Genomic DNA, 20196 nt, shown 5'->3' on the forward strand with positions numbered 1-20196 from the left:
ATGGCACTGCTCGATGTCGAGAACGTCAGCGTCAGCTATCTGCCGCGGGACGGCGCCGCGGTGCCGGCCGTGCACGACGTGTCCTTCGCGATCGCCGACGGCGAGTTCGTCGGGCTGATCGGCGAGTCCGGCTGCGGCAAGTCCACGCTGGGCAACGCGATCCTGCGGCTGCTCACCCCGCCCGCCCGGATCGTCGGCGGCACGGTCTCCTTCGAGGGTGTCGACGTCGCCTCGATCGGCGACGAGGAGCTGCGCCAACTCCGCTGGGTGAAGCTGTCCACGGTGTTCCAGAGCAGCATGAACTCGCTGAACCCGGTGATCCGGATCCGGGCGCAGTTCGCCGACACGTTCGCCGCGCACGGCGTCACGGACAAGGCCGACGAGCGGGCCACCGAGTTGCTGCGGATGGTGTCGCTGGAACCGGCCGTGCTGGACTCCTATGCGCACGAGCTCTCCGGCGGCATGCGGCAGCGGGTCGCCCTGGCCCTGGCGCTGGCACTGCGGCCCAAGCTGGTGGTGCTGGACGAGCCGACCACCGGCCTGGACGTGGTGGTGCAGCACGACATCCTCATCGAGCTGCGCCGGTTGCGCGCCGAGCTCGGCTTCGCGGTGCTGTTCGTCAGCCACGACCTGGGCACGGTGCTGGATCTCGCGGACCGCGCGCTGGTGATGTACGCCGGCGAGCTCGTCGAGGACCGCCCGGCCGGCGACCTGCTCCGCGACCCGCGACACCCCTATGCCCGCGCGCTGCTGGCCTCCTATGCCGACCCGCGGGCGCCGGCTCCCAAGGTCAGTTACCTGCCCGGCCGGCCGCCGGATCTGACCGTGCAGCACGAGGGCTGCCTGTTCGCGCCGCGCTGCCCGTACGTCGAGGACCAGTGCCGGACCACCCACCCGGAGCTGGTCGAGAACGTCCGCTGCCTGGTCTTCCAGGAAGGCCGCCTGCCCCGGCACCGCGACGGCGTCTTCCCGCTCCTCGCACCCCGGGCCGGCGGGCCGCAGGGCAAGCCGGTCCTCAGCGTCCGAAACGCGACCAAGCGCTACCACAGCCGCCGCGGTCTGCGGACGACCAGCAACCTGGCCGTCGACGACGTCAGCCTGGAACTGCGCCGAGGCCGGGTGACCGCGCTGGTCGGCCAGTCCGGCAGCGGCAAGAGCACGATCGCCAAGCTGGTCACCGGCGTGGAGAAGCCGACCGGCGGCACCGTCGGCTTCGGCGACCTACGGGTCGACAAGTTGCACGGCCGCGGCCTCCGGCAGTTCCGCGGCCACGTGCAGATGGTTTTCCAGGACCCGTTCAGCGCGCTCAACCCGACCCGCACGATCGCCTACGCCCTGTCCCGCCCGCTGATCAACTATCGCGGCCTGCGCGGCGCGGAAATCCGGGAGAAGTCGGCCGAGCTGCTGGAGAGCGTCGGCCTCTCGCCGGCCGGCCAGTTCCTGGACAAGCTGCCGCACCAGCTCTCCGGCGGCCAGCGGCAACGGGTCGTGACTGCCCGCGCGCTGGCTCCGGACCCGGAGATCCTGATCGCCGACGAGCCGGTGTCCATGTTGGACGTGTCGATCCGGGCGGAGATCCTGCAACTGCTCGCCACGCTGGTGGCCGAGCGCCGCCTGGCCATGCTCTACATCACCCACGACCTGCTCAGCGCGCGGCTGCTCGCGGACGAGGTGCTGGTGCTCTACCAGGGAAGGCTGGTGGAGAGCGGCCCGACCGCTCGAGTGATCGGATCGCCGCGGGAGGACTACACGAAGCTGCTGCTCGACTCGATCCCCAACCCGTTCGGCGACACCCAGGCGGTCGAGCGCGGCGCCACCGCCTGACCGTGCCAGGACAGCGGTTCGGCGCCGAAGTTGACGACGCACTCCCAGCCGGTGTCGCGGCGGAAGGCGAGCGCGCCGGGCGGGGCGTCCAGCCAGGCGAGCGGGCCGTGCCAGGCCGCCTTGCGCAGGGCCAGCGCGGCGGACAGCAGCCGGGGCGAGCCGGCGTGCCGGCCCCAGCCCGCGGGCTGCGGCAGCCAGGTGCGGGCGCCGTCCGGCCCGAAGCCGTACGGCGGCGGGGATCGCTTCCACGGCACCGGGATCCGGGCGGCCAGCCGCTTGTCCGGCAGGTCGAGCGGCACGTCCGGCAGGCCGAGCTCATCGCCCGCGTAGAGATAGACCGAGCCGGGCAGGGCCAGCAGCAGGAGCAGCATCATCGCGCTGCCGTCGAGGCCCCAGCGGGTCGCCGCCCGGCTCACGTCGTGGTTGCCGTGCACCCAGGTGGGCAGGCGGCCGTGCGGGGTGGTGGCGGCGAGCAGGTCGTCGATGCCGGTGCGCCACGCGTCGGCGGTGAGGGGCCAGAACAGCGGCTGCATCGCGAAGGCCTGGTGCAGCTCGTCCGGGCGTACGTAAGGGGAGAGGTCTTCGGTCCGGCCCCACGTCTCGGCGACGCCGAGCCGGTCACCCGGATAGTCGGCCAGCACCCGCGCCCAGCGCCGATAGACGTCGTGCACGCCCGGCTGGTCGGAGAACGGCGCCGGATCGCCGGATCGCCAGCCAAGGGGCAGGTCCGGATAGCCGGATGCCTTGACGATCGAGCCGGCCGCGTCGAAACGCACGCCGTCCACCCCGCGGTCCAGCCAGAACCGCAGCGTCCGCTCGGCGTCGGCAAGCACCTCCGGGTGACCGAAGTTCAGGTCCGGCTGACCGGTATCGAACAGGTGCAGGTACCACTCGTCGCCGTCGCCGAACCGGGTCCAGGCCGGCCCGCCGAAGATCGACTGCCAGTTGGACGGCGGCCGATCCCCCCGCCCCGGCCGCACGTGGAAGAGCTCGCGCCGCCCCTGCCGGAACCAGGGGTGCTCGCTCGACACATGGTTCAGCACCAGGTCGACGATCAATTTCAAACCCTCGTCGTGTACGCGGCGCAGCAGCGCGTCGAACCCGTCGAGGGTGCCCAGTCGCGGGTCGACCGCCCGGTGATCGATGACGTCGTAGCCGGCGTCGCGGTCGGCGGTGGGATAGAACGGGGTCAGCCAGATCGCGTCCACGCCCAGGTCACGGACATGGCCGAGACGCGACCGCACGCCGTCGAGGTCACCGATGCCGTCGCCGTCCGCGTCCGCGAACGACCGCACGTAGATCTCCTGGACGACCGCCTCGGCCCACCACGGGCTCATCGCGCCGGGAACTCGACCAGCACCGCCCCGGGCTGCGGGACCAGCACCTCGCCGCTGTCCGGCAGCGGTTCGGCCCTCAGCGCGTCGGCCACCGCCAGCGCCTTCCACTGCTTCTCGTCGGGCCACTCGCCGACGCCCAGCTCGGCGGCGAGCGTGGTGACATCGCCGTGGTCGCGGTCCAGCCGGGTGACAAGCGCACCGGGCTTGGGGGCGAAGCGGAGCCGGCGGGCCAGGGCCGGATCGCCGTCGCGCTTCGACTGGTCCAGGGTGGAGACCCAGGCCAGCACCGCCACGCTGCCGTCGGCCCGGCGGCCGGCCCAGGTCTGCACCAGCCCGCCCGCGCCGTCGCCCTCGACGGTGACCGGCAGCTCGACGTCGCCGAGCCGGCTGAGCAGGCGCAACGCGTGGTAGCGCGGCTTGGCGATGCCGCCGACCGTGATCAGGCCGAAGCCGCCGTGCAGCAGCCGCGGCGGCCGGCCCAGCTCCTCGAAGTGGTCGCTGGCCACCCAGTAGGACAACGCCTCCAGCCGGCCGGCCGCCGAGCGCATGCCGGAGAGCAGGAAGGTGGCCGCGAACGTGCCGTCGTTGACCGGGTTGAAGTGCGTGGGCGTGACGCCCCACTCGGTCCACAGGATCCGCCGCCCCTCGAAGCCGAGCCGGCGCAGCGTCGGGCGCAGGTCGAGCGGCGGACTGCCATAGGTGTGGGTGGAGACGAAGTCCACCGGCGCACCGGACTCGCGCACGTGCAGCAGCAGGTCGTCGACCCAGCCCGCGGCCGCCGACGACGGCCCGCCGACCTGGATCCGCTCGTCCACCGCCTTCACCGCCGCCGCCGTGACGTCGTAGAGCCGCATCCACTCGTCCTGCGTGCCGGTCCAGAAGACCTCGAGGTTGGCCTCGTTCCAGACCTCGAAATCCCAGTCCAGGACCTGCTCGCCATAACGCTCGAGGAGGTGCTCGACCAGCGCGCGGACCAGCGCGGCCCACCTGTCCCAATCGACCGGCGGGGAGATGTGGCCCTGGTAGTTGAAGACCGTGCGGACGGTCTCGGCGGCCAGCGCGCGGGGCATGAAGCCGATCTCCACCACCGGGCGCAGGCCGATGCCGAGCAGCCGGTCGTAGACCCGGTCCACGGTGCCGAAGTCGAACCGCGGCTCGCCCTCGTCCTCGCGATAGACCCCGAGGTCGTCGTGCAGGATCGCGTGCGCCCGGACCGCTTCCACGCCCAGCTCGCCGCGGGCCCGGCGCAGCGCGTCGAAGAGCTCGGCGCCGATCGGGCGCCCGCCGGAGAGATCCGGGCTGAGCAGCTGGGACAGGCGCTCGGAACCGATCATCGGCTGCCACGGTTTCGCCAGCGGCACGCCCGGCACCTCGGTTCGGATCCGAACCGTGACCGACGGCGGCTCCGCGGCGGCCGGCAGTGCCGCCGCCACCACCTCCGCGCCGGTCCGGCCGGGCACGGTGACCTCGGCGATCGCCGAGACGGCATAGCGACCGTCGCGGCCGGGCTCGCCGGTGGTGTCCACATACCAGCAGTCGGGCACCGCGAGCACGTCGCCGCCCTGGTGATCGACCGGAACGCCGTCGCGATGCACCTGGTATCCGACGGCGTCGTCGACCGGGTCCCAGGTCAGCAGGACGTGCCCGGCGCCGGGGGTGGCGCGCAGTCCGGACGGCGGGGGCAGGTCGGGCGTGACGTCGGCAGCGAGCCTGCCGCCACGGTGCCGGTAGTGCGCTTTCCACCCCGCCCGGGCCTCGTTGCTCACGGCGCTCCCCCTGTCGGAATCGACTCAGAGGTCACTGTAACCGGTTACCGAGCCATCTGCCGGGTGGGCCGCCGCACACCTTCCATAGGTCATCTCCTATGGTCTGAGCGGGGCACGGGCGAACGAGGAGCATGAATGCCTGAAGCGGTGCACGAGACGACCACGGTCGCGATCGTCGGGGCCGGTCCGTCCGGCATGACGCTGGCAAATCTGCTCCGCTCGGCGGGCATCGAGTGCGTGGTGATCGAACGGCAGAGCCGCACCTATGTGGAGCAGCGGCAGCGCGCCGGGGTGCTGGAGTGGCGCGCGGCCACCATGTTCGAGGAGTGGGGGCTGGCCGACCGGGTGCTGCAGGACTCCCGGGTGGACGGCATGCAGGACTTCCGCATCGACGGCGTGCCGCACATCCTGCCGGTCGCCGCGCTGGCCGGCGACAGGTTCGCCCGGATCCTGCCGCAGCAGTTCCTGGTGCAGCGGCTGATCGCCGCGTTCCTCGAGGACAAGGGCGACGTCCGCTTCGACTGCGCCGACGTGCAGCTGGACAAGCTGGACAGCGAGCGCCCGACCGTCACATATCGGGATGCTTCCGGTGCGTTGCGGCAGCTCGAGTGCGACTACGTGGCCGGATGTGACGGATTCCACGGCGTCACCCGGCGTAGTGCCCCCGAGGGTGCGCTGACGACTTACACGTACGACCACGGCATCGGCTGGTTCACCGTGCTGGCCGACATCCCGCCGCCGCGCCACCCGATGTTCGCGGTGAGCGTCCACGGGTTCGCCGCGTACTTCCCCCGCGGGCCCAAGAGCAGCCGTTTCTATCTGCAGATCGCGCCGGACGAGGACCTCTCCGCCTGGACCGACGAGCGGATCTTCGAGCAGCTGCGGTTGCGCACCGGGGAGCCGGACCTGCCGGCCGGCCCAGTGCTGGAGAAGTCGGTCATCGAGATGCGCAGCTTCGTCACCGACCCGATGTCCTACGGCCGGCTCTTCCTGGTCGGCGACGCCGCGCACATCATCACGCCGATGGGCGGCAAGGGCATGAACCTGGCCGTCTTCGACGCCGAGGCGCTGGCCAAGGCGGTGCGCTCGGCGGTGCGCGACGGCGACGAGCAGCCGCTGCGCGACTACTCCGCCACCTGCCTGGCACGGACCTGGAACTACCAGGAGTTCTCGCTCTGGATGACCGAGATGCTGCACGACTCCGGCGACCCGGCGACCGCGGGCGAGTTCCGCCACAAGATCGCCCGCGCGCGGCTGGAACGACTGTTCACCTCGGACCACGCCGCCGGGCTCTACGCCGCGCTACAGGCCGGCGACGGCTGAGCGGACACAGCGGACGGTACCGGTTCCGATCAAGACATTCGCCCGCTACCCTGCAACACGCATATATGATCATCGCTCGGCGTGACTATCGACCCTTCCCTATGCCTGGTCACGCCCTTCCCCCTCCAGGAGATCTTGGATGACCGCGGCCACCAAGGGTCCCGCTAGTCCCTATGCGTTCAACAACGACAAGCCCACCGCCTCCGGCCTGCTCGACGCGCTGAGCACGATGCTCGACAGCTTCACCCGGATCCGCCTGCGCCAGGCCGGGCTGACCGCCGGGTCGCGGTGCCTCGAGATCGGCGCCGGGGCCGGCACCATCGCCGCCTTCATGGCCGACGAGGTCGGGCCGTCGGGTGAGGTCATCGCCACCGACATCAAGCCGCAGCACGTCCGTCCCCACCCGGGCGTGACCGTCGTCCAGCACAACATCACGGTGGACGATCTGCCCGCCGGCGAGTTCGACATCATCCACGCGCGGGCCGTGCTGCAGCACCTGCCGGAGCGACGTGAGGTGCTGGCCCGGCTGGCCGGCGCGCTGCGCCCGGGCGGCGCGGTGATCATCGAGGAGCTGGAGTCGCGCTGGTCCGCCGCGGTGCTGGCCACTCCGGACCCGCGGGCCCAGGAGATCTTCGCGGACTACGAGAAGGCGCTGGCCACCGTGCTGGTGAAGAGCGGCAACGACCCGACCTGGTGCCGCGGGGTGCACCAGGCCATGCGGGACATCGCACTGGCCGATGTGAACACCGAGGCGTGGCAGTCCTCCTGGAGTGGCGGCACCGGGATGTGTCTGCTCGCGTACGAGGGATCGACCGAGCTGCACGACAGGCTCGTCGCGGCCGGCATGGCCGCCGAGGATCTCGAGACCATGCGGCGCCTGGCCATGGATCCGGCCCTGGTGCTTCGCGGCATGCTCTTGCTCTCCACCACCGGGCGCAAGGGCTGAACCGCACAGTGGACATCATGCGTACCACCCCCAGAGGAGATTTTTCCGTGAGACGAACTGCCCGACTGATCGGCGCCGTGGCCGCCACCGCCGCCCTGATCCTCGCTGCCGGTTGCACCGGCGATGACGACGACCCGGCCGGTGGCGACACCAAGACCGGCACGTTGGAGAAGGTCACCTACCTGACCGGTCTCGGTGTGCAGGGACGCGAGTCCTACGTGCACGTGGCCATCGACAAGGGCTTCTTCAAGGAGGCCGGGTTCGAGGTCGAGGTCAAGCCCGGTCTCGGCACCGAGAAGAACCTCGGCATCCTGCAGGCCGGCCAGGCCGACTTCGCGGTCGTCGACATCACCGCCGGCCTGATCGCGTACGGCAAGGGCACGCACAAGGACTTCACCATCGTCAGCGCCCTCCAGCAGCGCAACCTGGCGTGCTTCATGGCGCTCAGCGGCAGCGGCATCTCGACGCCGAAGGACCTGGAGAACAAGCGGATCGCGTACATCCCGGGCGGCATCGTGAAGACGCTGTTCGACACCTACGCGAAGCTGGCCCAGGTGGACGCCAGCACGGTCAAGTGGGTCATCATGCCGCCGCAGGAGATGGGCAAGGGCCTCGCGGCCGGCTCGATCGACGCGGCCACCCAGTTCGTGGTGGGCAAGCCGGGCATCGACGCGGTCGGCAAGGCGAAGGGCAAGACCGCGGTCGTGCTCCCCTTCAGTGACCAGCTGGTCGACCTCTACGGCAACGGCGTCGGGGTCAGCAACAAGGACCTCAAGGCCGACCCCGACCGGGTCAGGCGCTTCAACGCCGCGCTGCTCAAGGGCCTGCAGTACGCGATTGACAACCCGGCCGAGGCCGGCAAGATCTTCGCGAAGTACAACAAGACCCAGCCCGAGCCGGTGGCGGCCGCCGAGATGACGCTGATGGTGCCCTACGCGAAGGTGACCGGTGGCCCGATCGGCACGCTGGACGAGCAGCGCGTCACCCGCAACATCGCCGTCCTCCAGGGGGCCGGTGCGATCCCGGCGGCGATCAACCCCAAGGACATCATCGCCTTCGACTACGTGGCGAAGAGCTGACCCCTTTCCGCCTACAGTCTTCAGCAGCGCGCCCGGCCCCGACTCAGGTGCCGGGCGCGCTGTCTTTGACTTTTGAGGAGCAGGCCATGACCACCACGACCGCCACCGAGCCGGCGCGGGCCGCCGAGCCCAAGGGACGCGGCGCACCGTCCGCGGTGCTGCTCGGCATCCTCGGCGCCATCCTCTTCGTCGGCGCCTGGTGGCTGGCGATGATCGTCTTCGGGATCGAGTCGTTCCTGGCGCCGACCCCGCCGCAGGTCGTCACCGCCCTTCTCGACGACCCCGCGTTCCTGCTGGACAACGCCCTGGTCACGCTGCTCGAGACGCTGCAGGGCTTTGGCCTGGCGGTGCTCATCGGCATCAGCCTCGGCGCCCTGCTGGCCAGCTCCCGGCTGGTCGAGCAGACCTTCATGCCGACCCTGGTGGCGCTGAACGCGGTGCCCAAGCTCGCCTTCGCGCCGCTGCTGGTGGCCTGGATGGGCTTCGGCCCCGGCCCCAAGGTGGTGCTGGTCGTGCTGATGTGCTGCTTCCCGATCGTGCTGTCCACCACGGCCGGCCTGATCTCCACGCCGGCCGACCTGGCCGAGATGGCCCGTTCGCTGTCCGCTTCGCGCTGGCAGATGTTCAGCCGCATCCGGCTGCCCGGCGCGCTGCCGCAGATCTTCGTCGGGCTCAAGGTGGCGATGCCGCTGGCGGTGATCGGCGCGCTGGTCGGCGAGCTGTTCGGCGCGACCGAGGGGCTCGGCTTCGTGATCCAGAACGCCGGCTCGGACTCCAGCATGTCGTTCGCCTCGATCACCCTGCTGGCCGTGATGAGCATCGTGCTCTTCTATGCGATCGCGATCCTCGAACGGCTGATCGTGCCGTGGTTCAAGGGCACAACGGGCTGAGCTGACGCATTCAGGAACCACACAGGGAGTTGCCTGAGGGTCACTACGACAGAACTCCGTCGGTCGTTCGGCCAGGGTTTACCGGACATATCGGATACGAGACGGAGATGTTGATCGTCCACCACCGACACCAATCCGGCCGGGGCCCGGGCATCGAACCTCACTAATGAGCATTGACCTGCGGGTATGCGGATGATCACCGTACGGTCACGATGTGAAAGTGAGATCCGTGCCGCTCTTCCGGTGGACTGTGCGAGACGTGTCCAGACCTACTAACCTCTCGAAGCAGGAAGGCCGTCGATCGGGCGAGGTGATCTAGTTGATCGGGCTCCTGATAGTGCGGGACACCGGTTATTTCGGCGTTCCGATCCGCCAGCTCCTCAACGCCCAGCCCGACATCGAGGTTCTCGGCACCGTCCCGTTCGACGCGACGATGGTGGACAAGGCGGCCACGCTGACGCCGCAGGTCATCGTCATCGACACCGAATACATGGTGAGCCAGGTGCTCCCGGTGGCCGCCGAGCTGCGCGCCAAGGTGCCGTCCTGCTCGGTCCTGATGCTCTGCGACCCCAGCAAGCGCGGCATGCTGCCGCCCCGGCGCCGGGCCCGCGACCTCAGCTTCCTGCTCAAGGACGCGTCCGACACCCTGCTCGCCGACTCGGTGCGCCGGCTGGCCGCGGGTGAGCGGATCGTCCACCCGCGGCTGCAGACCGCCTCGCTGAACACCGACCGTGAGCTGAGCACCCGCGAGCTCGAGGTGCTCGGGCTGGCCGCCGAGGGCGACTCGGTGGCCGACATCGCCGACCGCCTCTACCTCTCCGGCGGCACGGTCCGCAACTACCTGTCCACGGTGATCATGAAGACCGGCGCCCGCAACCGCCTCGACGCGATCCGCATCGTCCGCAAGAACGGCTGGCTGCACTAAGAGGGCCGTTGCCAGGCCCGGATGTAGTCGACGCGCTTGGTGGCGGAGGAGACCATGTCGTCCGGCGGGATCTTCGAATAGACGGCCAGGTTCGACACGATGTTCGTGGAGCCGTCCGAGGTGGCCGGCGACGTGCACACCTGCATCCCGTCGAGATACCAGGTGGTGCCGGAGGGCTCGATCGCGGCGCCGTAGGTGTGCCAGCCGTCGGTCGGGTTGAACGTCGGCTTCAGGTCGCAGCGGGCGCGCGGGCCGGAATACTGCGTGCCGTAGAGCCGGCGGTGGTTGTCCGAGTAGAACTCGTAGACGTCGGTCTCGGTGTGCTGGTCGACGCCGCGCGCCTGCCAGGTCCAGAAGGCCGGCCAGAAGCCGCGCTCCGGCGGCAGGATCGAGCGCTCCTCGATGTAGCCGTACTGGAAGTCGTAGGACGGGGTCGTGGTGATCAGGCAGGACGTCCAGCCGTACTTGGTGCCGGACGGCGCGGTGAACGCCTGCCGCTTGGCGGTCATCACCAGCTCGTCGCCGGTGACCTGACAGTTCGCCGCGTGATTCCACTCGAGCTGCTGGTTGCCCGGGTTGCCGTGGCCCAGGTCCGGCTCGGCCGACGACTTGTCGGCCCAGCGCTTGAGGTCCAGCGTCGTGCCCTCGAACTCGTCGCTGAAGACCAGCTCCCAGCCGTCGCGCTGGCCCACCGGCATCGGCGGGCCCTCGTCCTCCGGTGGCGGCGCCTCGGCCGACGGCGGCGAGACGGGCGCCGCGCCGGTCTCGATCGGCGGCTCCTCGACCGCGTTGCGGGTGCAGGAGGCCAGAGCCGGCACGAACAGCAGCGCGGCGAGGGCGACGGCGAAACGGTTCGGACGGCTCATGGCACTTCCCAGGGGCTCAAAACGCGAGGACTCAAAACGCGAGGGCTCAGAACGTGAACGGCAGGCGGGCGATGCGGTTGTCGAAGCTGGACGGCGCGATCCGCGGCTCGCCGGCCGACCGGATCTCCGGCATCCGGGTCAGCAACTCGCGGAACAGCACCGTCACCTCCTGCCGGGCCAACGACGTGCCCAGGCAGAAGTGCGGCCCGCCGCCGCCGAATCCCACGTGCGGGTTCGGCTTGCGGGTGATGTCGAAGGTGTCCGGTGCGTCGAACACGGTCTCGTCCCGGTTCGCCGACGTGTAGAACAGGACCACGTCGTCACCCGCCCGGAGCTGGTGGGAGTGCAGGTCGTAGTCGGCGGCGACGGTGCGGCGGAACTGGATGATCGGCGAGGAGTAGCGCACCACCTCCTCGACGAACCCGGCGATGTGCTTGTCGAAGTCGCCGACCAGCAGCGCCCGCTGGTCCGGGTTCTCGGTCAGCAGGTGCAGGCCGTGCGCGACGGTGTTCCGGGTGGTCTCCACGCCGGCCACCAGCAGCAGCGAGAAGAACGAGCCCAGCTCGCGCGAGTTCAGGTGCTTGCCGTCGACGTCGGCGTTGGCCAGCGCGGAGATCAGGTCGTCGGCCGGCTCGCGGCGGCGCTCCCGCGCCACCTTGCCGACCACGCGGTGCAGGCGGGCGAGTGCCCTCAGGTTCTTCCCGGGTACGCGCACCCGCCCGCCCCCGCGCTCGGTGCTGTGATCGACCTGCGCCAGCACCTCCGGCCGGTACGCCTCGGGAATGCCCATCATGTCGCAGATGACCTCGAACGGAAGCCGCCCGGCGACCGCGGACACGAAGTCGTCCGGCCGGTCCCGGATGACGTCGTCGGCGATCCCGGTGGCGATCCGGGTGACGTTCTCCGCGATCTTCGCGACCACCCTCGGCGTGAACGCCTTGCTGACCACGCCGCGCAGCCGGCTGTGCCGCGGGTCGTCCAGGTTCACCATCGAGTCGCCGAACGCCTTCCGGACCCACCTCGGCGGGCGGGGCGTCGTGACACCCGTACCGCTGGTGAAGATCTCGGGTTTGCGACTCGCCTCGATCACGTCGCGGTGCTTGACCAGCGCGTGGAAACCATTGACCGCGTCACCGAACCGCACCGGGACGTCCAGTGACCGCAGCTTGCGGAAGGCCTCCAGCCGCTCGGCCTCCGGGCGGTGCCAGAACGAGGGATCGGCGAGGTCCCAGGGCTGGTCTCGATTGGCATTGCCGGGGACGCGGCGCATCGCGGTCACCATGTCGCGAGTTCCTTCCGGTCGTGCAGGACGGCGAGGGTCTCCGCCGCGAGCTGGTCGAAGGTGAGCCGGTGGTCGAAGCGGACGGCGTGCCGGGCGGCGGCACTGCCCTCGCGGACGGCCAGGGTCGGGTGCAGCAGGCGCTCGGCGACCGCGTTCGCGAGCGCCTCCGGCCGATCGGCCGGCACCCGGGCGCCGACCTCGGGGGTGACCACTTCGGCCAGTCCGGGAATGTCGCTGACGACCACGCCGCGGCCCATCGCGAACGCCTCCAGCACGGTCAGCGACAGTCCTTCCCAGCGGGACGGGAACACCGTGATGTCGGCCGCGGCCAGCCACGGGCGGACGTCGGTGCTGGCGCCGGCGCAGATCACGCCGGGGAACGCGTGCGAGCGCACCGCGGGCAGCAGATCGCCGTCGCCGACCAGCGCGAGCCGCGCGTCCGGGCACCGCCGCCGGATCTCCGGCCAGGCCGACAGCAGCACGTCCTGGCCCTTCTGCCGGGTCACCCGCCCGACGCAGACCACCAGCGGCGCGTCCCGGTCGAGGCCCAGCTGGAGCCGGGCGGCGGCGCGTTCGCGGTCACCGGACGGGGTGAAGTGGCTCAGGTCGACGCCGTTGCGGACCACCGCGTACCGGCCTCGGACGCCACGGGCGCGGCCCTCGGCGGCCTCCGCGTCGCCCACGCAGAGGAACAGGTCGGTCCACCGGGCGGCCATCCGCTCCCAGGCCAGGCTCGCCGAGCGCAACCGGCCCTCGGCCGCCAGCCAGGACCAGCCGTGCGGCTGGAACAGCACCGGGATCCGGCGGCCCAGCCGCATCCGGCCGGCCAGCCCGGCCTTGGACGCGTGCAGGTGCAGGGCGTCCGGCCGCACCCGGTCCACGATGGCGCGCAGCCGCAGCATCTCGGCCACCGCGTCGGGGCCCGGGCTGCGCACCGCCGGCCAGCGCAGCCGCGGGATGCCGGCCCGGCTCAGGTCCTCCGCCAGGCGGCCGCCGTCCGGGCAGGCCACGGTCACGTTCCAGCCGCGGGCGAGTTGGTCGAGGCAGGCGGCCACGACGTAGCCGGCCACGCCGCCCTCGCGGGGCTGCGCCACGTGCAGGACGGTGGTCATCGCCGCCACCGCAGCCGGTCCCGGACCGCCTTGACCCAGGGTGCCCTCTCCTTGGCCAGCGCGACCGCGCGCCGCAGGCCGAGGATGCCGCGGGCGTAACCGGCCCCGCGCAGGCTGCCCGGGCGGACCAGCATGATCCGGCGGTTGCCCGCCTCGACCGGCCGCCAGGTGGACTTGTGCGCCTCGGCGCCGCGCAGCATGCTCATCGTCGGCCGGCCGAGCCGGTGAGCCAGGGGCAGCGCGTCGGCGAGCAGCATGGTGGTCACGTCCACCCGGCCGCGCAACGCCGGGTCCACCCCGAAGAAGTAGCCGCCGACCAGGTCGCGTCCGATCAGGATCAGGGACGAGGCGAGCAGTTCGCCGTCGAAGCGGTACTCGAAGATCGTGGCCTGCCCGGCGGCGATCATCACGCGCATCGAGCGGGTCAGGTGCGCGGCGAACTCGGGCGTGAAGTGGTGCGGGTTGCCGCCGCGGCCCTGCCACTGAAGCCGGTGCAGCCGGATCAGGTCGGCGACCGCCCGGCCGGCATCGTCCGGGGCGACCTCGCGCACGTCGGGCTGGGCCTTCCGCAGCTTGCTGAGGCGGCTCTTGACGGTTTTGCGGGTGTGCGCGGGCAGGGCCCGGACCAGTTCGTCCATCGGGCTCGCGGCCAGCTCGAGACAGAGCGAGCCGGGCGTCTCGTGGCGGGCGCCGGGCCACACGCCGGCCAGCGAACCGGTGACCGAACCGGGGCGCGACTCCGGGAAGTCGATCGCCTGCCAGCCGCGGTCCTGGACCATGGTGGTGGCCAGCACCTGCACGGCGGCCGCCGCGTCCTCGTCGTCGAGCAGCACGTCGGTGAAGTCGGCGAGATCGCCGCCGAGCGGGGTCAGCACCGGGCAGCCGGCCCGCCACCGCAGCTGGAAGGCGGCCGCGGCGACCAACCGGCCGCGATGCCGGACCAGATGCACCCGGAGGCGCCCGGGCACGCCGTAGGACCGCCACCAGGAGTGCACCCAGGCGTACGCCTGGAAGGGTGACGCCCCGGCGCAGCGGCCGAACAGGTCGTCCCACTCGGCGGCCAGGCCGTCGAGGGCATCGTCTCTGCGGCGGGTCTCCGACGTCCACGCCTCGACAAGTACTGCGGTCATTTCTCCTCCACGCGGAAGACGACGGCGCGGCCGACGATCCGGCCGTTGACGGTTTCGGACTGCTTGACCGGCTCTTTCGCCGGCTCCTCGGACTCGGGCGCGTCCTCGAGCTGTTCCGCGGGCTCCTCTGGCACCGCGGTGAGCTCCTGCGGCTTCTTGGCGCGCCAGACGCCCATGTAGCGCTCGATCGCGACGGGACGGTCGTCCTCGTCGTCGGTGGTCACGTCGTAGCGGGTGGGCTCGGCCTTGGTGGCGGTCGCCTCCTCGGCCCGCTCCTCGGCCTCCTCCTGGCGGGCGGCGCCGGGCCGGCCCACCCCGGCCAGCACCGCCAGCCCGCCGATCAGCAGGCCGCCGGCCGCGCCCACGGCCAGCTCCATCGGCGGCTTCGGCGAGGTCGGCTTGGCCGGCGGGGTGGCCGAGGCCAGGATCGCCAGGCCCACCTTGGTCTCCGCCTTGCGGGTGTCGCCCAGGGCGATCAGCGAGCCGGCCACCGCGTTCGCCACGTTCGCGGTGTGCGACGCGGACGAGCCGGTGGCGGTGATCTCGATGACCGGCGCGTCCGGCGAGGTGGACGCGGTGACCTGGTTGAGGCCACTGCGGTCGGCGCCGAGCTTCGCGCCGGCGCCGGCCAGGATCGGGCCGGTGGTGGCGATCCGGCCGTACGCCTGGGCGTAGTTGAGCGCGGTGATCGCCTCGCCCTGCCCCGAGCCGATCGTCACCACGAAGGCCTTCGCCGTGTAGGTCGGAGTCTTGACCGCCGCGTAGATCGCACCGGCCACGCCACCGAGCAGCGTGAGCAGCAGCAACAATCCGAAGCGGCGGACCAGCCTCCGCAGGATCTCCCGTGATTTCACCCGCGTGCTCCTTTGATCTGTACCTGGGGGTGCAGTGGGCGCCGCCGCGGCCGGGCGGCGAGACGCTCGTACAGCCGGCCGACCGACGAGGCCAGCCGGGTGGTGTCGAACCGGGACACGACCTCCGGCACCGGCAGCCGGTCGCCGTGCCGCTCGGACAGGCTCGCCAGTTCGGCGCGCAGGGTCCGCTGCAGCGACTCGGGATACGCGGACAGCCGCCGCGCGCCCGGGGTGTCCGGTGGCCCGTGCCCTCCGGGCGGGGTCAGCTCGTCCAGCGGCGGGCAGACCGCATAGAGCGCCGGCAGCCCACAGGCCAGCGCCTCGATCACGGCCAGCCCGAACGTCTCCGAATCGGACGGTGACGCGAACACGTCCATCGCGCACAACATCTCGCGGGCATGCCCGACCGCCCCGGCGAACACCACCCGGTGCCCGACCCCGTGCAGCTCTGCCACCTGCTCCAGGGCCGCCCGCGCCGGGCCGTGGCCGACCAGCAGCAGGGTCACGTCCGGCACCTCGCTGACCGCGCGGATCAACCGGTCGAAGCGCTTGGTCCGCTCCAGCCGCCCGACCCCGCCGACCACCACCGCGTCCTGGGCGATGCCCAGCTTGGCCCGGGCCGCCCAGCGCAGCCGCGGGTCGAAGGTGAACTCGCCCGGGTCGATCCCGTTCGGCACCACGCTGATCCGCTGCTCCGGCACGCCCCAGCGGCGCAACCGGACGGCCACCGACTCGGACACCGCGATGGTGTTCTGGCCGAGCTTCTCGGCGCCGGCGTAGAGCGCGCGGACCCCGGCCGAGGTGCGCCGGCCCTCGATCACGCCGTCGCCCAGCGAATGCTCGGTCGCCACGATGGTGGGCACCCCGGCCAGCCGCGCGGCCACCCGCCCGAAGAGGCAGGCCCGGTAGAGGTGGGTGTGCACCACGTCGTAGCGGCCGGCCCGCATCAGCCGGCGCAACTTGATCACCGCGCGCAGGTCGTGGTTGCTGGACATGGACACCTCGTGCACGGTGGTGCCGTCCGCCCGGATCGCCTCGGCCACCGACCCGGCGTTGGAGAGCGTGACGACCTCGCAGTCCTGCGGCAGCCGGCGCAGCAGCAGCCGCAGCTGGTGCTCGGCGCCGCCCGCGGCCAGCCCGGTGATGACGTGCAGCACGCGCATCAGGCGGCCCTGCCCACGGTGAGCCGGTGCCGGGCCATCTTCGCGTAGAGCCGGGCGGACGCGTCCTTGTCGCCGACGAAGGTGCGCGGGATGGCGTGCCGGCCGATGACCGGGGTGGACCGCACCGCGCACGCGTACTCGTACCCGGCCGCCTGCACCGCCTCGACCTCGCGGGCGCCGACCGCGCCGTACGGGTAGCAGAAGCCGGTCACCTCCTGGCCGCACACGTCGGCGAGGATGTCCCGGCTGAGCCCCACGTTCTCGGCCAGCTCGTCGCCGCCGATCTCCGGCAGCCGCACGTGCGCCAGGCTGTGCGAGCCGATCTCGATGCCCGAGTCGGCGGCGTGCTTGACGGCGGACTTGGTCATCAGCTCCATCCGCGGACCCGGCTCGTCCCAGGCGTTGTGTCCGCCGAGCGAGCCCGCGACCACGTACACCGTGGCGGTGAAGCCGTTGTTGTCGAGGATCGGCATGACCTCGGTGATGAAGTTCGCGTACCCGTCGTCGAAGGTCAGGCCGACCAGCCCGCGGCGACCGGCTCGCCGGCCGGCGAGCAGCTCGCGCATCGACACCCCACGCAGGCCACGCTTGCGCAGCCAGCGCATCTGCCGGGAGAACCGGCTCGGGCTGACGGTGACCTGGTAGGGATCGGTCTCGTAGGGCTGGACCGAGTGGTACATCAGCACCAGAGGCATCGGGGTGAGCTCAACGTCCATGTCGGATCCTCCGCTTCAGCTGTGCGGCCACCTCGGTGGCCTCGTCGACTCCGGCCAGCCGGGCCAGCCCGGCGAACACGATCAGCACCACCAGGCCACCGGCCACCACGACCACCGGCGCGGGCCAATCGCCGATCAGCCGCTCGACCGTCCAGCCCGCCGCGCCGGCGCCGGCTGCCGCCGCGCCCAGCCGCAGCACGGCCATCCCGATCCCGGGCAGCGAGACCGCGACGATCTGGTCCCGCAGGCCGAAGAGCAGCAGTACGGCAGCGGTGGTGATGCCGATGCCGTTGGCGCCCGCGATGGCAGATGCGCCGAAGTGCGGCACCCCGATGGCCGCGACCACCGCGGTCACCACCAGTCCGGCGCCCATCGCCAGGAACGGGTACCAGTTGCGCGTCTCGCCGGCGTAGAACGGGCGGGACAACGCGGTGACCAGCACGTGGCCGAGCAGGCCGAGCGCGTAGATGCGCATGATCCCGGCGGTGGCGGCGGTGTCCGCGGCGGTGAACTCGCCGTGCTCGAGCAGCACGTGCACGATGTGCGGGGCGAAGACCACCAGATACGCCGTGGCCACGAAGATCAGGGCGGTGACCGTGCGCAGGTCGCCCTCCATCCGCTTGCGGGCCACGTCCGCCTCGCCCGCGGCCATCGACCGGGCCAGCGTGGGGAAGGTGACCGTGCAGATCAGCAGCGCCACCAGCATCGGGATCTGGGCGACCTTCTGCGCGTAGTTCAGGTGCGAGATGGTGCCCGCGGCCAGCGACGAGCCGAGGAACCGCTCGACGAACACCTGCGCTTGCCGGGCCAGGGTGAACAGCGTGATCGGCAGGAAGGCGCCGAGCGCGATGGCGGCGCCGGTGGACCGCCACTCGCGCGGGATGCCGACGTTGCGCAGGAAGCTGGGCAGCTGCACCAGCACCATGAACACGCTGCCCAGCGCCACCCCGGCGGCCGCGCTGACCACCCCGAGCGGCCCGTGCAGCGCCCACATCAGGCTCAGGATCCCGACGTTGTAGGCCAGGTGGATCGCGGCCGGCGCGCCGAACACGTGGTTGGCGCGCAGGGCGGCGCTCAGATAGCCGGCCAGCCCGAAGGTGAGCACGGTGATCGAGGTCAGCCGGGTGCAGGTGATCGCGAGGGCGGGATCGGCCAGGCCGGGCGCGATCGCGTGCACCAGGAACGGCGCGAACAGGAAGGTGGCCGCGGACAGCCCGACCAGCACCACCACGATGCGCGGCATGGTCGCCGCCACCGCGCGCCGGGTCGCCGCGCCCACGTCGCCGCCCTGGGCGTCCGCCACCGCCTTGGAGAACAGCGGGATCATCAGCAGCGACATGCCGCCCTCGACGACCACCGCGAACGCGGTCTCCGGCACCGTCCAGGCCACCAGGAAGGCGTCGGTGCCTCCGTCGGCGCCGAAGAACCGGGCCAGGAACAGGTCGCGGAAGAAGCCGAGCAGCGAGCCGGAGAGCGTCACGATCAGCGTGATCATGGTGGCTCGGACGAGCGTGGTCTTTCGCAACGACTGCGCGGCGGTCACGAGAGCTTCCTTTCCAGGGGGATGATCACGCCGCGGCGGGCCACGATGCCGAGCAGCGTGGCCATCAGCACCGTGCTGGGTCCGGCGCCGATGTCGCCGTACATCCAGTCGATCAGCGTCCAGACCATGAGGGCCGGCGCGGCCAGGTCGAGGAAGCGCTCCTCGGCGGGCGGGAGCAGGCGCGGGCGGTTCTTGCGGACGGCGCCCACCATGATCGTGGCGAGCAGGCCGCCGAACGCCAGGATGCCGACCGTGCCCTGCTCGCTGAGCACCATCAGATATTGGTTGTGCGGGGACATCAGGGCCTGCCGGCTGACTCCCGAGGAGAGGTCGCCGACGTCGCTGCCGGCGGACAGCTCGACCGAGGCGTAACTGTCCCGATAGGACACGAAGTCCTTCATGCCGACGCCGATCACCGGGTGGTCGGCCCAGATGGCGCGGGCGGCGTGCCAGAGCGCGTACCGGTCCTTGACCGATTGGTCGGGCGCGCTGCCCGAGGAGAAGATGCTGGTGATGCGCTGGTCGACGCGGCCCGAGGACGGGTCGCTCGTGGTGCCGCTCGCCGACCACACAAGAAAGGCGACCCCGAGGGCCGCCATCGCGCAGAGCATCGCCGCGACCCGCCAGTTGGCGACGAAGATGAGCACCAGCACGGCGGCGGCGGTGGCGATCCAGGCGCCGCGGCTCAGCGTGAAGCCCAGCGCCAGCACCAGGAAGCCGGACACCGCGAGCAGGCCGACGCGGGGGCGGCCGTGCAGCGCCAGCCCGAGCGCGAGGGTGACCACCAGGCCGTAACCGATGAGCGCGGCGAGCGCCATGATCTGCTCCGGGCCGAAGGTGCCGACCGCACGGACGAACTGTCCGCCGTAGGAGGCGCCGGTGCCGGTCAGATATTGGTAGACGCCGAACGCGCCCTCGAAAATGGTGACCGCGATGATCGCGCCGGCCACCAGCAGCACGTCGAGCCGGTCGCGCAGGGCCATCGCCACGGCGACCGGCACCAGCACGAAGATCTGGGTGTAACGGATGAAGCCGACCGCGCTGGTGGTGACGTCCGAGGCGGTGACCGTGGCCAGCGCGAAGGAGAACAGCGCGAAGGCGAAGGCCAGCCAGCCGCGCCGGGAGGTGATCCGTTCTCCCCGGGTGAGGAGGCGGATCGCGAGCACCGCCACGGTCAGGGCGGCCACCACGTCGGCGACGAAGATCCGGCCGGAACCGGTGAAGTCACTGATGTTGCTGGGCAGGATGACCGCCAGGATGCTGGCGACGACCAGGATGCTGGGCCGGCGGATCACCGCATCGACGGCGGCGAGCGCGGCGGCCATCGGTGCGAGCGCGACCCGGAGGGGGCCGGTTGCCACCGGCCGCAGGCGCGGGCTGCGACGAGGCTCGACGGGTGCGTCGAACAGGTCGGCGAGGGGTGTGGATACGGCTGCCATG

At 71.5% G+C, this 20196-nt stretch carries 17 protein-coding genes; 6 read left to right on the forward strand and 11 right to left on the reverse strand.

The window, feature by feature from the left end; all coding sequences use genetic code 11:
• A complete protein-coding gene (locus ACZ6TI_RS34555; RefSeq protein WP_465349411.1) occupies nt 1-1824 on the forward strand; it encodes an ABC transporter ATP-binding protein in 1824 nt (607 codons plus the stop codon).
• On the opposite strand, the gene ACZ6TI_RS34560 is transcribed toward ACZ6TI_RS34555, so the two are convergent.
• Nucleotides 1746-3161 carry an alpha-amylase family glycosyl hydrolase gene (locus ACZ6TI_RS34560; protein ID WP_465349412.1) on the reverse strand — a complete coding sequence of 472 codons (1416 nt, stop codon included), beginning with the start codon at nt 3159-3161 and terminating at the stop codon, nt 1746-1748. The two genes, ACZ6TI_RS34555 and ACZ6TI_RS34560, sit on opposite strands and share 79 nt — an antisense overlap.
• Nucleotides 3158-4927: a GH39 family glycosyl hydrolase gene (locus ACZ6TI_RS34565; protein WP_465349413.1), complete on the reverse strand. Its 1770-nt coding sequence runs from the start codon at nt 4925-4927 to the stop codon at nt 3158-3160. The genes ACZ6TI_RS34560 and ACZ6TI_RS34565 overlap by 4 nt, the downstream gene beginning before the upstream one ends.
• A gap of 135 nt (nt 4928-5062) precedes the next feature.
• On the opposite strand from ACZ6TI_RS34565, the gene ACZ6TI_RS34570 reads away from it, so the two are divergent.
• The 5 genes from ACZ6TI_RS34570 to ACZ6TI_RS34590 all read left to right on the forward strand — a co-directional run bounded on the left by ACZ6TI_RS34570 (nt 5063) and on the right by ACZ6TI_RS34590 (nt 10090).
• Entirely contained in the window at nt 5063-6250 is a 1188-nt protein-coding gene (locus ACZ6TI_RS34570; protein ID WP_465349414.1) for a 4-hydroxybenzoate 3-monooxygenase, read from the forward strand.
• A gap of 139 nt (nt 6251-6389) precedes the next feature.
• A complete protein-coding gene (locus ACZ6TI_RS34575) occupies nt 6390-7196 on the forward strand; it encodes a class I SAM-dependent methyltransferase (protein ID WP_465349415.1) in 807 nt (268 codons plus the stop codon).
• A gap of 47 nt (nt 7197-7243) precedes the next feature.
• Nucleotides 7244-8275 (forward strand): ABC transporter substrate-binding protein, encoded by a 1032-nt coding sequence (locus ACZ6TI_RS34580; protein WP_465349416.1) that lies wholly within the window; start codon nt 7244-7246, stop codon nt 8273-8275.
• Between the two features lie 86 nt (nt 8276-8361).
• Entirely contained in the window at nt 8362-9165 is an 804-nt protein-coding gene (locus ACZ6TI_RS34585; RefSeq protein ID WP_465349417.1) for an ABC transporter permease, read from the forward strand.
• 319 nt (nt 9166-9484) lie between these two features.
• Entirely contained in the window at nt 9485-10090 is a 606-nt protein-coding gene (locus ACZ6TI_RS34590) for a response regulator transcription factor (protein WP_465349418.1), read from the forward strand.
• Here ACZ6TI_RS34590 and ACZ6TI_RS34595 read toward each other — a convergent pair.
• The 9 genes from ACZ6TI_RS34595 to ACZ6TI_RS34635 are packed head-to-tail and all read right to left on the reverse strand — an operon-like array spanning nt 10087 to nt 20195.
• Nucleotides 10087-10956, reverse strand: a complete 870-nt coding sequence (locus ACZ6TI_RS34595) for a glycoside hydrolase family 16 protein (protein ID WP_465349419.1) — start codon at nt 10954-10956, stop codon at nt 10087-10089. The two genes, ACZ6TI_RS34590 and ACZ6TI_RS34595, sit on opposite strands and share 4 nt — an antisense overlap.
• A 46-nt stretch (nt 10957-11002) precedes the next feature.
• On the reverse strand, nt 11003-12226 hold the full coding sequence (locus ACZ6TI_RS34600) for a cytochrome P450 (RefSeq protein WP_465349420.1): 1224 nt from the start codon (nt 12224-12226) through the stop codon (nt 11003-11005).
• Between the two features lie 5 nt (nt 12227-12231).
• Complete coding sequence (locus ACZ6TI_RS34605) at nt 12232-13350, reverse strand: glycosyltransferase (protein WP_465349421.1); 1119 nt, start codon at nt 13348-13350, stop codon at nt 12232-12234.
• Nucleotides 13347-14480, reverse strand: a complete 1134-nt coding sequence (locus ACZ6TI_RS34610; protein ID WP_465349422.1) for a GNAT family N-acetyltransferase — start codon at nt 14478-14480, stop codon at nt 13347-13349. Before ACZ6TI_RS34610 ends, ACZ6TI_RS34605 begins: the two co-directional genes overlap by 4 nt.
• The gene (locus tag ACZ6TI_RS34615; protein ID WP_465349423.1) at nt 14477-15334 is read right to left on the reverse strand and encodes a Wzz/FepE/Etk N-terminal domain-containing protein; all 858 of its coding nucleotides are present in this window, start codon (nt 15332-15334) and stop codon (nt 14477-14479) included. Before ACZ6TI_RS34615 ends, ACZ6TI_RS34610 begins: the two co-directional genes overlap by 4 nt.
• Nucleotides 15331-16497: a glycosyltransferase gene (locus ACZ6TI_RS34620; protein WP_465349424.1), complete on the reverse strand. Its 1167-nt coding sequence runs from the start codon at nt 16495-16497 to the stop codon at nt 15331-15333. Before ACZ6TI_RS34620 ends, ACZ6TI_RS34615 begins: the two co-directional genes overlap by 4 nt.
• The gene (locus tag ACZ6TI_RS34625; RefSeq protein ID WP_465349425.1) at nt 16497-17213 is read right to left on the reverse strand and encodes a polysaccharide deacetylase family protein; all 717 of its coding nucleotides are present in this window, start codon (nt 17211-17213) and stop codon (nt 16497-16499) included. The genes ACZ6TI_RS34620 and ACZ6TI_RS34625 overlap by 1 nt, the downstream gene beginning before the upstream one ends.
• Nucleotides 17203-18756, reverse strand: coding sequence for a murein biosynthesis integral membrane protein MurJ (murJ, locus tag ACZ6TI_RS34630; protein WP_465349426.1), 1554 nt, complete (start codon nt 18754-18756; stop codon nt 17203-17205). Before murJ ends, ACZ6TI_RS34625 begins: the two co-directional genes overlap by 11 nt.
• On the reverse strand, nt 18753-20195 hold the full coding sequence (locus ACZ6TI_RS34635; protein ID WP_465349427.1) for an O-antigen ligase family protein: 1443 nt from the start codon (nt 20193-20195) through the stop codon (nt 18753-18755). The genes murJ and ACZ6TI_RS34635 overlap by 4 nt, the downstream gene beginning before the upstream one ends.
• Nucleotide 20196: the final 1 nt, after the last annotated feature.

The sequence above is a fragment of the Actinoplanes sp. NPDC051388 genome, from assembly GCF_055586225.1.

Excerpts from the sequence above, each read along its gene's own strand:
- ACZ6TI_RS34555 (WP_465349411.1), top strand. The coding sequence starts at position 1 with ATGGCACTGCTCGATGTCGAGAACGTCAGCGTCAGCTATCTGCCGCGG.
- ACZ6TI_RS34560 (WP_465349412.1), bottom strand. The coding sequence starts at position 3,161 with ATGAGCCCGTGGTGGGCCGAGGCGGTCGTCCAGGAGATCTACGTGCGG.
- ACZ6TI_RS34570 (WP_465349414.1), top strand. The coding sequence starts at position 5,063 with ATGCCTGAAGCGGTGCACGAGACGACCACGGTCGCGATCGTCGGGGCC.
- ACZ6TI_RS34575 (WP_465349415.1), top strand. The coding sequence starts at position 6,390 with ATGACCGCGGCCACCAAGGGTCCCGCTAGTCCCTATGCGTTCAACAAC.
- ACZ6TI_RS34585 (WP_465349417.1), top strand. The coding sequence starts at position 8,362 with ATGACCACCACGACCGCCACCGAGCCGGCGCGGGCCGCCGAGCCCAAG.
- ACZ6TI_RS34595 (WP_465349419.1), bottom strand. The coding sequence starts at position 10,956 with ATGAGCCGTCCGAACCGTTTCGCCGTCGCCCTCGCCGCGCTGCTGTTC.
- ACZ6TI_RS34600 (WP_465349420.1), bottom strand. The coding sequence starts at position 12,226 with ATGCGCCGCGTCCCCGGCAATGCCAATCGAGACCAGCCCTGGGACCTC.
- ACZ6TI_RS34605 (WP_465349421.1), bottom strand. The coding sequence starts at position 13,350 with ATGACCACCGTCCTGCACGTGGCGCAGCCCCGCGAGGGCGGCGTGGCC.
- ACZ6TI_RS34610 (WP_465349422.1), bottom strand. The coding sequence starts at position 14,480 with ATGACCGCAGTACTTGTCGAGGCGTGGACGTCGGAGACCCGCCGCAGA.
- ACZ6TI_RS34620 (WP_465349424.1), bottom strand. The coding sequence starts at position 16,497 with ATGCGCGTGCTGCACGTCATCACCGGGCTGGCCGCGGGCGGCGCCGAG.
- ACZ6TI_RS34625 (WP_465349425.1), bottom strand. The coding sequence starts at position 17,213 with ATGGACGTTGAGCTCACCCCGATGCCTCTGGTGCTGATGTACCACTCG.
- ACZ6TI_RS34635 (WP_465349427.1), bottom strand. The coding sequence starts at position 20,195 with ATGGCAGCCGTATCCACACCCCTCGCCGACCTGTTCGACGCACCCGTC.